Source organism: Flavobacterium taihuense, assembly GCF_019351435.1.
Taxonomy (GTDB): domain Bacteria; phylum Bacteroidota; class Bacteroidia; order Flavobacteriales; family Flavobacteriaceae; genus Flavobacterium; species Flavobacterium taihuense.
On record NZ_JAHWYN010000001.1, the window covers coordinates 249,998 to 263,072 of the forward strand.

At 36.1% G+C, this 13,075-nt stretch carries 11 protein-coding genes; 4 read left to right on the plus strand and 7 right to left on the minus strand.

Going from position 1 to position 13,075, the window contains the following annotated elements; translation table 11 throughout:
• Positions 1-4: 4 nt before the first annotated feature.
• The 3 genes from KZH69_RS01010 to KZH69_RS01020 form a co-directional block, all read right to left on the minus strand.
• On the minus strand, positions 5-445 hold the full coding sequence (locus tag KZH69_RS01010) for a phage tail protein (protein ID WP_219315600.1): 441 nt from the start codon (positions 443-445) through the stop codon (positions 5-7).
• Between the two features lie 66 nt (positions 446-511).
• Positions 512-2,473 carry a phage tail sheath C-terminal domain-containing protein gene (locus KZH69_RS01015; protein ID WP_219315601.1) on the minus strand — a complete coding sequence of 654 codons (1,962 nt, stop codon included), beginning with the start codon at positions 2,471-2,473 and terminating at the stop codon, positions 512-514.
• A 45-nt stretch (positions 2,474-2,518) separates the two neighbouring features.
• Complete coding sequence (locus KZH69_RS01020; RefSeq protein ID WP_219315602.1) at positions 2,519-3,193, minus strand: Pvc16 family protein; 675 nt, start codon at positions 3,191-3,193, stop codon at positions 2,519-2,521.
• A gap of 257 nt (positions 3,194-3,450) precedes the next feature.
• Here KZH69_RS01020 and ileS point away from each other — a divergent pair, with 257 nt between their 5' ends.
• The 3 genes from ileS to KZH69_RS01035 all read left to right on the plus strand — a co-directional run bounded on the left by ileS (position 3,451) and on the right by KZH69_RS01035 (position 7,991).
• A complete protein-coding gene (gene ileS, locus KZH69_RS01025) occupies positions 3,451-6,918 on the plus strand; it encodes an isoleucine--tRNA ligase (RefSeq protein WP_219315603.1) in 3,468 nt (1,155 codons plus the stop codon).
• Between the two features lie 4 nt (positions 6,919-6,922).
• Positions 6,923-7,303, plus strand: a complete 381-nt coding sequence (locus tag KZH69_RS01030) for a TraR/DksA family transcriptional regulator (protein ID WP_077372364.1) — start codon at positions 6,923-6,925, stop codon at positions 7,301-7,303.
• A gap of 85 nt (positions 7,304-7,388) precedes the next feature.
• A complete protein-coding gene (locus tag KZH69_RS01035) occupies positions 7,389-7,991 on the plus strand; it encodes a lipoprotein signal peptidase (protein WP_219315604.1) in 603 nt (200 codons plus the stop codon).
• Between the two features lie 60 nt (positions 7,992-8,051).
• Here the strand turns inward: KZH69_RS01035 and KZH69_RS01040 are convergent, their stop codons facing one another.
• From KZH69_RS01040 to KZH69_RS01055, 4 genes are all read right to left on the minus strand, one after another.
• Positions 8,052-8,246, minus strand: coding sequence for a hypothetical protein (locus tag KZH69_RS01040; protein WP_219315605.1), 195 nt, complete (start codon positions 8,244-8,246; stop codon positions 8,052-8,054).
• A 41-nt stretch (positions 8,247-8,287) separates the two neighbouring features.
• A complete protein-coding gene (locus KZH69_RS01045; RefSeq protein WP_219315606.1) occupies positions 8,288-8,851 on the minus strand; it encodes a 5-formyltetrahydrofolate cyclo-ligase in 564 nt (187 codons plus the stop codon).
• The gene (locus KZH69_RS01050; protein ID WP_219315607.1) at positions 8,820-10,082 is read right to left on the minus strand and encodes a pyridoxal-dependent decarboxylase; all 1,263 of its coding nucleotides are present in this window, start codon (positions 10,080-10,082) and stop codon (positions 8,820-8,822) included. The genes KZH69_RS01045 and KZH69_RS01050 overlap by 32 nt, the downstream gene beginning before the upstream one ends.
• Before the next feature lie 63 nt (positions 10,083-10,145).
• Entirely contained in the window at positions 10,146-11,123 is a 978-nt protein-coding gene (locus KZH69_RS01055; protein ID WP_219315608.1) for a succinylglutamate desuccinylase/aspartoacylase family protein, read from the minus strand.
• A gap of 150 nt (positions 11,124-11,273) precedes the next feature.
• On the opposite strand from KZH69_RS01055, the gene uvrC reads away from it, so the two are divergent.
• Positions 11,274-13,067: an excinuclease ABC subunit UvrC gene (uvrC, locus tag KZH69_RS01060; protein ID WP_219315609.1), complete on the plus strand. Its 1,794-nt coding sequence runs from the start codon at positions 11,274-11,276 to the stop codon at positions 13,065-13,067.
• The last annotated feature ends 8 nt before the right edge of the window (positions 13,068-13,075 follow it).

The following is a 13,075-nucleotide window of genomic DNA, read 5'->3' on the forward strand; positions in this document are numbered from 1 at the left end:
ACTATTACGCTACGTGTTCCATCGTAAATCCGTGGTTGGCAATCTCGACTGTATCTATTGCTACCTCGTTTGCATCAGCTTTCATGTCTGAGCATTTCAAGGATACAATAAAACAATCTTTTACTTTCCAAACTACCACTGGAGTATGATTTTCGTTCAAAAGCGAAATGGTGATATTACGTCTCTCGACAGTGTTCATCGCTACGGTATTGTACCATTGATAAAATTCATTGTCGCCTGCAAAAACACCTCTTTTGAGTGAAATGTTGCTTAATTTTTGCAAACCAGGCATTTTTTTCTTGAAAAACTCTGGACTGGAACCTACGCGGTGCTCTATAACATCCATTTCTTTATTTAGACCGGAAACCTCGGTGAAAGCTATTTTTGTACCGCCCCATTCTACGCTAAAATGAAACTTTGGGATAGGAAAATCTGTATTAGGCATAACTTTATGTTTTTAAATGTTAATTGCTAAAAATTATTTTTTTTCGAATGATGCTTTTTGTGGAAGCTATGATTTTTGCTGCATTTGTTTGAATTCAAGAATGATAAACTCCGCAGGTCTTGAAGGAGCATAACCTACTTTTACAATCAATCTTCCTTCCAGAATATCTTGAGCAGTCATTGTTTGATTGATTCCCACAGCCACAAAAAAGGCATGTTCTGGTTTGGCTCCAGCCAATGCACCATCATTCCAAATAGAAGTCAGATAATTTTCGATCATCCCTTTTACGTTTACCCAAGTTTGAGAAACATTGGGTTCAAAGACATAACGCATACAGGCTTTTTTCACGGACTCTTCAATCATGTTGGCAAGGCGTCTCACGTTTACATAGCGCCAGTCGTTGCTATTTCCATCGAGCGTGCGTGCTCCCCAAACCAAAAATCCTTTGCCTGTAAATTTGCGAATGGCGTTAATGGATTTTCCAGTTTCGTGAATGTTCATGGGTTCTTGGTCAAAGTCGTTGATGTCTCTAGTTAGTCCAATAATCCCATTAATGCTCACATTGGCTGGTGCTTTCCAAACACCTCTTGTGCCGTCGGTTTGAGCATAAATTCCCGCTATGGCACCGCTTGGAGGAACGGTATTCATGCTTTGGGACAATTTGGAAACAATGCTTCCGTAAATTGGCATTTGTGCGATGAGATTGTTTTCCTGTACTAATTCGTATTTGAGAGCAGAATTTACTGCAGTGTCCAGTGAGTTTAACACAAGAGTGTGTAATTTGTTGAGTTCGGCTTGAATTTTTACAAAATCGGGTTCATCATGCGCTGGGATAGGTCCTGCAACAGGAATGGATTTGTTTAATTTACCGTCAAATTCGTTTGGAGCAGATACTGGAGTTGTCAGAATTGTAGCACCCCAATTGCCATTGAAGTCGGTATTAAGTACTGTTGCTAATGGCAATGGATCAACCTTATCGACACCATTGGTTTTTTTTAGTTCCTCATATGCTTTTCTAAAATCGATTAATTTTTGAACTACCGGTTTTAAAGAAATGGATACTATATCTGAATTGGCAAAACTAACTAGACCAGGATTGGTAAAATCGTCAGGTTTGGCAAAAACTTTGATAAGATTCCAGCTTTTGATTAAATTGGCATTGAGTTTTGTTGCGTTTACTGTTGGTGCCCAATCCAATAACTTATTAGCTGTAATTGCATTTTTACTACTTGTTTTTAATGCCGAAATATCGGTATGAAGGCTTTCAAAAGAATCGATTTTTGCTTTAAGGTCAGTGTCATTTGGGAAAAATTGTTTGAAACCGCCAGATGATGCCAACGCTGTACTAATGTCTGATAGTCTAAATGTTTGTGGAAAACTGCTTGTCAAATACGGATAATAAGCTGCTCCATATTTTAAATTATTACTTCCAATGCTGTCTCTAAAATCTAAATTATCTGCGATTGGAGTTTTTGCTTTATCATATTTTACATCCATAATAACAAAACGATCCATGAGTTTCTGGCATTGCATCAAGGCTTGTTTTTGAACCTCACCAAGATCTGCAACGCTTAAATTTACAGCATCCGGAAACAGAAGCAAGGTGGGTTCGTCGTATTTCTCGAGAGCGGCAATACCAGTGATGAATTTGGTTTTGGTAGCGGCATCAAAAACAGGGGCCTCTGCATACAAACCAATCGATTGAATGTAACATTCTCCTCCACCATTGGCATAAAAAAGCTGCATGCTATTGTAGAGTTTGAATTTACTTTCTGCAACCGTACAATTGTCAGTTGGGAGTGAATTAGCATCCAGATCAACGGTAATTCCCGTAGGTTGAGGAGCTCCTCCATAAAGTTGCTGAAATTCTAAAAAAGAGGATACCCTAGTGACAATATTGGGAGTGGGAGCATTTTCAGTAAAGCCCACAAAGGCTGGTACGGCAGTGGCTACTTGAGCAACAGAAGGTGGGAATGCATCAATCTCATTGATGTAGACCCCAGGTGTTTTAATAGAGCTGATATTCATGACTATATATTTATTGGTTCTTAAATTGCTGGAAGACTAAATTTTTTATTCTAACAGGAAAGAGTTGGATTCAATTTCACCTGTTATATCACTTTTGTCATTCGTCCACAGTTGAATTTTTGCTTTATCGATGATAGGATCTGTGGGTAGGTTGTTTTCGTTTTGCACTCTTATCATGCGCATGGAGTACAATACCGAGGGCATGTATCGACTTCCTAAATAAGACCACATTTGATTGAGCTGATCCGACTTTAAACTCACTAGATCCAAAATGATTTTATTTAGTGTCTTTGCTTGATTTTCGGAGACTTCGGTTTGTTCAAACAAAGTGGTGTCATCATAATAGTACACATTGTTGTGTTGCAGGCATCTGATGATGTATTCTAATTTGTCCAGTCCTTCAGCATATTTGTTCTGATTTTTATTGTACGAAGTAAATAAAAGGGACAAAATCAAATTTTGTGAAGGCTTTTTATATTTCTCAATAGAGTTGCCATTTCCAGAATATTCTTTGTACAGATTTTGATTTTTTAGCGTTTTATCTTCTTCAATATTTACTAAAGAAAGTATCATGGAAGATTTTTCTTGTAAAAATTCATCCCCATCATTCAAAGTAGCAACATTTGTTAGCTCGATACTTACTGCAACTCCATTATTTGAAGCAGCAATTTCAGAAGTTATTTTCTTGGAAAGTTTGTCAAGTATCTTAGCTAAATTCATTGCTTTAAAATTAGTTAACAATCTGATTAAGAGGATCAAACGTACAAATATTTTAAAATTAAAAAACACGTAGAATTACCTGTTTTTTAATTGGCAAAAGAGTAAATATGAATTTTTAAAGCTTTTTTTGAACTATTTTTTGGTATCAAAGAATAGTCAATGAAGCAAAGAATAGCAAAGAGTAACTTTTATGTATGCTCATTGCCTTTTTATTTTAAAATTTCTTACTTTCGCACCACGATTAAGAAAAGGATAAAATGAGTACAAAATTTACTGAATACAAAGGACTTGACTTGCCAACAGTGGCATCAGAAGTGCTGGATTTTTGGAAGGAAAAAAACATTTTTGAAAAAAGTGTAACTACTCGCGAAGGAAATGAGCCTTTTGTGTTTTTTGAAGGGCCACCCTCGGCAAATGGATTACCAGGAATTCACCACGTAATGGCACGTGCGATTAAAGATATTTTTTGCAGATATAAAACCCAAAAAGGTTTCCAAGTAAAGCGTAAAGCGGGTTGGGATACCCATGGATTACCTGTGGAATTGGGTACAGAAAAAGAACTTGGAATTACCAAAGAAGATATCGGGAAAAAAATTACCGTAGAAGAATATAACGAAGCGTGTAAGAAAACGGTAATGCGTTATACTGATGTATGGAATGATCTGACTGAAAAAATGGGTTATTGGGTTGATATGGAAGATCCATATGTGACCTACAAATCCAAATACATGGAATCGGTTTGGTGGTTGTTGAAGCAAATCTACAATAAGGATTTGATGTACAAAGGATACACGATTCAGCCGTATTCTCCAAAAGCGGGAACAGGTTTGAGTTCGCATGAGGTGAACCAACCAGGAAGTTATAGAGACGTTACCGATACAACTGTTGTGGCGCAATTTAAAGTGCTTGAAGACCAAAAAGAATTGGTTTTTAATACTTTTTACGATTATATCAGCTCCAATAATTTAAAACATTATAAGTTCGAAAGATTAGACTTGGATGAAATCCATTTCTTAGCTTGGACGACAACTCCTTGGACTTTACCAAGTAATACTGCTTTGACAGTTGGACCTAGAATTGAATATGTTCTGGTAAAAACATTCAATCAGTATACTTTCCGTCCATCGAATGTGATTTTGGCAAAAAATCTTGTTGGGAAACAATTTGGGAAAGGATTTTTTGAAAGTACCGATCCATCTGATTTTGAAAATTTCAAAGAAGGAGACAAAAAAATACCATTTCACATCCTTGCTGAATGTAAAGGTGCAGATTTAGTTGGTATTCGTTACGAACAATTAATGCAATATGCGTTGCCATACCAAAATCCGGAAAATGCTTTTAGAGTAATTTCAGGAGATTTTGTTACGACAGAAGACGGAACCGGAATTGTGCATACAGCACCGACTTTTGGAGCTGATGATGCCAAAGTGGCCAAAGAAGCCACACCCGAAGTACCGCCGATGTTAGTGTTGGATGAAAATGAAAATCCAGTTCCTTTGGTTGATTTGCAGGGAAAATTCACCTCACACATGAGAGAATTGGGTGGAAAATATGTTAAGAATGAATATTATACTGCTGCAGACGGAGATGCTCCAGAGCGTTCTATTGACGTAGAGATTGCCATTCGATTAAAAGAAGAAAATAAAGCATTCAAAGTAGAGAAATATGTACATAGTTATCCACATTGTTGGAGAACTGATACGCCAATTTTATACTACCCTTTGGATTCTTGGTTTATAAAAATCACCGAGGTTAGAGACCGTATGTTCGATCTTAATGAAACCATCAATTGGAAGCCGAAAGCTACAGGTGAAGGACGTTTTGGAAATTGGTTGAAAAATGCCAATGACTGGAATTTATCCCGTTCTCGTTTTTGGGGAATCCCATTGCCAATTTGGAGGACCGAAGATGGAACCGAAGAGATTTTGATAGGATCTGTTGAAGAATTATACAACGAAATTGAAAAGGCAGTTCAAGCAGGCGTTCAAAGTGAAAATCCATTTAAAGGATTCCAGATTGGAAACATGTCTGAAGAAAATTATGATTTGATTGATTTGCATAAAAATGTTGTCGATCAAATTACGTTAGTTTCTGCTTCTGGAAAAGCGATGAAGCGTGAGGCCGATTTGATCGACGTTTGGTTTGATTCCGGAGCGATGCCTTATGCCCAATGGCATTATCCTTTTGAAAACAAAGATAAAATAGACGAAAACAAAGATTATCCAGCCAATTTTATTGCCGAAGGAGTGGATCAAACACGTGGATGGTTTTATACCCTACACGCTATCGGAACTTTGGTTTTTGATAAAATTGCCTATAAAAATGTAGTGTCAAACGGATTAGTTTTGGATAAAAACGGACAAAAAATGTCCAAGCGTTTGGGTAATGCAGCCGATCCTTTTGAAACCTTAAAAGAATACGGCCCGGATGCTACGCGTTGGTATATGATTTCCAATGCAAATCCTTGGGATAATTTAAAATTCGATTTAGAAGGAATTGCTGAGGTGAGACGTAAGTTCTTTGGAACGTTGTATAACACTTATTCATTCTTCAGTTTGTATGCCAATATTGATGGCTTTAAATATGCAGAAGCTGAAATTCCGTTAAACGAAAGACCTGAAATTGATCAATGGATTATTTCGGAATTAAACACATTGATTGCAGAGGTTGATGGCTTTTATGACGATTATGAGCCTACAAAAGCAGCCCGTGCGATATCCGAATTTGTACAAGAGAATTTGAGTAACTGGTATGTTCGTTTGTGTCGTCGTCGCTTCTGGAAAGGTGAATATGCACAAGATAAAATAGCCGCTTATCAAACACTTTATACCTGTTTATTGACTATCAGTAAATTAAGTGCGCCTATCGCTCCTTTCTTTATGGATACACTTTACAGAGACTTAACGAAAGCAACACAAACAGAAAAATTTGAGTCCGTACATTTGGCTCAGTTCCCTGTTTCAGTTGAAAAGTATGTTAATAAAATGTTAGAGAGCAAAATGCAGAAAGCGCAGACTATCTCTTCACTTGTCTTATCACTAAGAAAAAAGGAGATGATTAAGGTACGTCAACCATTGCAAAAGGTAATGATTCCAGTACTTGACGAGAATCAAAGGCTCGAAATTGAAGCGGTTTCTGACCTGATAAAGGCTGAGGTAAACGTGAAAGAAATCGTACTTTTAGATGATGCTTCGGGTATTTTGATTAAACAAATTAAACCGAATTTCAAGGCTTTAGGACCTCGCTTCGGAAAAGATATGGGATTGATTTCCAAAGAGATACAAAATTTGACTACAGAACAAATCTCACAATTTGACAAGGAAGGTTCGTTAACCATTGTAATTGCGGGAAATAGTGTAATTTTATCACTAGAAGACGTAGAAATATCGTCACAAGATATCGAAGGATGGTTGGTTGCTAATTCAAACGGAATAACAGTTGCGTTGGATATTACAATTTCTCCCGAGCTGAAAGAAGAAGGAATCGCAAGAGAATTGGTGAACAGAATTCAAAATATCCGTAAAGATGCCGGATTTGAGGTTACGGATAAAATTAAAGTACATTTGCAAAAAAATGATACTTTGGAAACAGCAGTAAATGCTAATGAAGACTATATTAAATCGGAAACTTTGACAGAAAGTCTTGCTTTTGAAGAGATTATAGAGAATGGCACGGAAATTGACTTTGATGGAATAACAACAAGAATAACAATTACAAAAAATTAGTATTATGGTAGATGAAGTTGCAAGATACTCTGACGCTGATTTAGCAGAGTTTAAGGAAATCATTCAGATTAAAATCGTAAAGGCTCAAGCCGATTTAGATTTGATTAAAAGCGCCTATATGAATGACCTTAACAACGGTACAGATGATACATCTCCCACGTTTAAAGCATTTGAAGAAGGTAGTGAAATTATGTCGAAGGAAGCTAACTCTCAACTTGCGATTCGTCAAGAAAAGTTTATACGAGATTTAAAGAATGCGCTGTTCCGTGTAGAAAACAAAACATACGGTGTTTGTAGAATCACAGGAAAATTAATCGGAAAAGAAAGACTAAAAATTGTTCCTCACGCCACAATGAGCATCGAGGCAAAAAATCTACAAAGATAAAAGTCTTATCATTCTATAATTAACGCTCCTTTGGGAGCGTTTTTTTTGGTTAATTTATTACTTTTACGCTTCTAAAATTTATATAATGTCATTATTCAAAGCATACTTTCTTATTATTCTTATATTATTAGTCGATCAAGTATCTAAAATATATGTAAAAACAAATTTCATTTTAGGCGAAGAAGTCCATGTATTCAATTGGTTTCAAATTCACTTTATTGAAAATGAAGGAATGGCTTGGGGAACCAAAATACCTGGTGCCTATGGGAAATTAATCTTAACAGTTTTTAGACTTTTTGCCGTAACGGGAATTGGTTATTGGCTTTGGGATGCTGTAGAAAGAAAAAAAAGCTCCAATTATCTTATTGTGGCTATCGCTTTGATACTTGCGGGTGCATTTGGAAACATCATCGACTCTGTTTTTTACGGTGTAATTTTTGACGACAGTCATCAACAATTGGCTACGATATTTACAGACAAACCCTATGGAACTTGGCTAAACGGACAAGTAGTCGATATGTTTTATTTTCCATTTATAAAAGATTACCCAATGCCTGATTGGATTCCTTTTTTAGGAGGTCGTAATTTTACTTTTTTCAACGCCATTTTCAATGTTGCCGATATGGCCATTTCGACAGGTGTTGGAATTTTGATAGTATTCAATAAAAAAGCATTTCATAAACATTAATTTTTGATATTTTTGTCAAAAAAAAAGAGGCGGACCTTTTTATGGGGAGCCTCTTTTCGTTTATTTGTTGTGCCCTGGAGCGTAATTTTTGGCACTTTTTTCACCAGTCATTTTTTTAGCTTGTCCAGGAGGAACCTGTTTTGCTTTAACGGAATTGTGATTTGATCCTACCCTAACACTGCAGTTTGTTAATGTAATAGCAAATAGAATAGTTAGGATTTGGGTTGTAAATCTTGGGGTTTTAAATTTTGTCATAATGTAATAATAGGTTTAATTACAAAAGTACGACTTCTAAACTAAAATTCATATACTCCATTAGGGTAAACGACATAATCCAATAGTATATCACTTTCAAAAACATCCTCGATCATCTCTTCGGGTTCAAAGAAAGACAGGCCAATTTTAATAGTTTCGGGTTTGCATTGCGACAGAAATTTGTCATAAAATCCTTTGCCATACCCCACGCGGTTTCCTTTTTTGTCGAAAGCCAAAAGTGGAACAAAAATCACTTGAATTTTTGTGACAGGAACTTCAATACCATCAACAGGTTCGGGAATGTTGTATTCGTTTTTTTGTATTCGGGTATTGTCTGTCAAAAGAAAATGTGTCATATTTCTGGTCTCAAAATCGCTTTTTGAAATCACAATTTCTTTGTCCTTTCCCGACAAGAGGTGCAGTATAAATTCGGTGTTGACTTCTTTCTGCTCTTCAATTGGTAAAAAAACATGAAAATAGGTTTTATCCCAAATCGGAAGTTTCAGGATTTCATTGGCAATAGCCAAACTCTGTTCCTCGATCTCAATCTCGGAGAGTTCTTTTCGTAATGCTTTATACTTGGTTCGTAATGCTTTTTTCAACATAAAGTGATTCTTTTAGATCGGTTATAAAAGTACTCAAATGATCTACTTCTACATGATCCATAATCACAATTTTATACCATGAATTATCACCACTGTGTTTTTGAGGTACTAAATCAAATTTTTTGACCAAGGATTCTTCGATAAATTGCGCCTGAATTGTCACAATATTCATAAATGGTTCTCTGAAATAAGCAACTTTCAATTCGTCTAATTGATCACACAACCATTGTGTTCTCATTTGCAAAACACGTACTTTTTCGCACCAACCAAAAGGACCATAGGTAAACAAAATCATCCAAACTGCTACGGCATTTGAGCCTGATCTGCTTCCGCAAAGAGTTAAATCCATTCCTTCTACATACTCGGCTTCTTTGGTCAAAACGTTTTCAATTAAACCTTTTCGGCACAAAAAAATACCAGTTCCATAAGGAGCTTGAAGCATTTTGTGGGCATCAATGGTTATCGAGCTTATTTTTGGATTCTCAAAATTAAGTTCCGATTCTTTGTTGCTAAGAGGATAGATAAATCCACCGTAAGCACCATCAATATGTATTTTATAAGTCAAATGATGTTTTTCTAAAACTTCGATATAATCGTTGGGATTGTCAATTGCTCCAAACATGGTAGTTCCCATATTAGAGATTACAATGAAATATTTTTTCCCTTTTTCTTTGGCTTTAATAATGATGTTTTCCAATTGGAATGTGTCAATTTCTCGGGTTTGGAAATCAACGGGAACTTTTAACCAATCCAGCATCAGTATGTTGGCGGCTTTTGGGATAGAGTAGTGCGTATCTTCGGAAGCTAGAATGGCTATTTCGAAGGGATTGGCACCAAGTTTATAATTGAAAAAATTGCGATACATCCAAATGGCTTGAATGTTGGCTTCGGTTCCACCCGGCGAAATGTAACCATCATAGGATTTGGGTTGTGCTTTAAAAAGATCTACAGCCAATACATCCAAAACTTCGCGTTCTATTTCTTGAGTCCCTTTGAATGCTTTTTCAGAAGAACCCAGCGTGTGACATCCAATATGGTTGGGATTGGCCACATAAGTTTTCAAAGTAGGAGCGTCTGCCAAGAATGTAGCTTCTTCATAATATACTTTACTATCCAGTTTTGAGGCAGGATACCCTAATGAAGTGTCCAAAGTAAAGTTGACATTTTCCTCTAATGCTTTTTCGATACGGGCTTGTCGTTCTTTTTGGGATAACTTTTTCCAATACAACATAATCACTATTTTTACTCAAAAATAAGAGTATTGAATGACAGAAAATATGATAATTGTTAGGTTTTATTCGTCATCGTCTTCAGCAGTATTTGAAAGATGATAAATGGCATCTCCTTGATATACAATAGGTGAGTGGTTGGCATTGAGGACATAACCGTCATTTGGAGCCTTGATTTTCCGTTCGAATTTTCCAAAAGGATCAGTTATCATACCTAATACAGTTCCTTTTTTTACAAATTGTCCGACCAAATCATTATCGATTAACAATCCAGAACATTTGGCTCGAAGCCAGCCCGATTTTTCAATATAAATAGTAGGTTTTTTTTGTGAAGGAACATGATGTTTTGGATCTAACATGTCCAAATGTTTTAAAAGACGTTTAACACCATTGATGCCTTCTAGTGCGACTTCGTGATTGATGTCTAAAGATTTTCCACCCTCAAATAGCAGTACTTTTACATTCAATTTTTCACTGCAACTTCTGAAAGAACCCGCTATATTTTTTGAGAATAAAGTAAAAGGGGCGTTGAAGGCATCTGCCAATAGTTTCACTTCTGGATTATTTGGTGTAAGCCTAATTTGGGGAGCATTAAATCGGCTGGCTCCTCCTGCGTGAAAATCGACGGCATAATCTATAAAAGGCATGATGTCGGTGATGATATGATAGGCAAATCGACTGGCTAAAGATCCTTTTTTACTTCCGGGAAAGACTCTGTTCAAATCTCTTCCATCCGGAAAATCTCTTGATCTATTGATGAATCCATAAATGTTTATAATGGGAATACAAATGATGGTGCCTTTTTTGGGTTTGTTTATTTTTTTGCTAATGAGCTGTCTTACGATTTCTATACCATTAAATTCATCTCCATGAATTCCTCCCGAAAAAAGAACTACGGGGCCTTCAACTTTGGATCGTCTCACAATAATTGGTATTGTCAGTTTGGTAGTGGTGTGTAATCGGGCAATTTCCAGTTGAATGGTTTTACTTTCTCCAGGTAAAACGCTTTCTCCAAAAATCACTAATGGTCTTGAGTTTTTCATGTTATAAAATAAAAATCTAAATATAGAAATTATTTATTTGGTATTAATATATTCGTATTGGTTTGCTACAATGTTATTTGTAAATTTGAAAAAATGAAGAATTGAGATTTATTTAGTGCAATCAATTAATTCTCAGAAGCTTTTAAAAAAATGACCAACCCTAATTTATACCTGCAAATCCAGACGCTACCCGACGGTCCCGGTGTATATCAATATTACGACAAGGAAGGGAAGATTTTATATGTAGGTAAAGCCAAGAATCTTAAAAAAAGAGTTTCTTCGTATTTCAATAAAATTCATGATACGGCCAAGACCAATGTGTTGGTTAAGAAAATTGTAACCATCAAACACATTGTTGTTCCCACAGAAACGGATGCGCTTTTGCTGGAAAACAATCTGATAAAAACCTTGCAGCCCAGATACAATGTTTTATTGCGTGATGACAAAAGCTATCCTTGGCTATGTATCAAAAAAGAACCTTTTTCCCGAATTTTTGCTACCCGTAGAATGGTCAAAGATGGATCAGAATATTTTGGGCCTTATACCAATTTCAAAACAGTTCATACTATTCTCGATTTAATAAAAGAATTGTATCCGCTGAGAACCTGTAATTATGATTTGAGTAAAAGTAATATTGAAAGCGGTAAATTCAAGGTGTGTTTAGAATACCATATTGGCAATTGCAAAGGCCCATGTGAAGGTTTCGAAACATTAGAAAATTATCAAAAGCAAGTTGATGCCATTCGGGAGATTCTGAAAGGAAATTTCAAGGAAAGCATGAAAGATTTTAAACGACTTATGACTAGCCTGGCCCAAGATATGCATTTTGAAGAGGCGCAAAAAATAAAAGAAAAGATAGAAATTCTCGAGAATTACCAATCGCGTTCTACGATTGTAAATCCTAAGATAACCAATATCGATGTCTTTTCCATTGTTTCGGATGAAAGTGCTGCTTTTATCAATTTTCTGCAAATTTCTCATGGATCGATTATTCGTTCGCACACCATGGAAATCAAAAAGAAACTCGAAGAAACCGATGAAGAATTGTTAGAATTAGCCATAATAGAATTGCGGGAACGTTTTCAGTTAATGTCCAAAGAAGTGATTGTTCCTTTTGACTTGGATTTGGGGCCAACGATAAAAATCACGGTACCACAATTGGGCGACAAAAAACAAATATTGGATTTATCGATTCGTAATGCTAAGTTCTACAGAATAGAACAACTCAAACAATTGCAAATTGTAGATCCAGATCGTCATACCAACAGAATTATGGCACAAATGAAAAGTGATTTGCGTTTGCCGGTAGAACCAAGACATATAGAATGTTTTGATAATTCAAACATTCAGGGGACTAATCCCGTTGCGGCTTGTGTAGTATTCAAAGACGGAAAACCAAGCAAGAAAGATTATAGGCATTTTAATGTCAAAACAGTGGTTGGTCCTGATGATTTTGCTTCTATGGAAGAAATAGTCTATCGCCGTTACAAAAGATTATTAGACGAAAAGGAACCCTTGCCCAATTTAATCATTATTGACGGAGGGAAAGGACAATTATCATCAGCATTAAAAAGTATTGATGCTTTGGGGCTCCGCGGTAAAATTGCCATTATAGGAATTGCCAAAAGACTCGAGGAATTGTTTTATCCTGGAGATTCTATCCCGTTGTATTTGGATAAAAAATCCGAAACATTGAAGGTTATTCAGCAATTGCGAAATGAGGCGCACCGTTTTGGAATTACGTTTCACCGTAACAAAAGAAGTAAAGCAGCGCTTAATTCTTCTATAGAAAGTATTCCCGGAATTGGAGAAAAAACAATGCTGACGTTAATTCAACATTTCAAAAGTGTTAAAAGATTGAAACTGGCAACAGAAAAAGAAATTTCGGACGTTATAGGTATGTCAAAAGCCAAAAAAATTACCGACTTTTACAAATCAAAGTAATCCCAAAA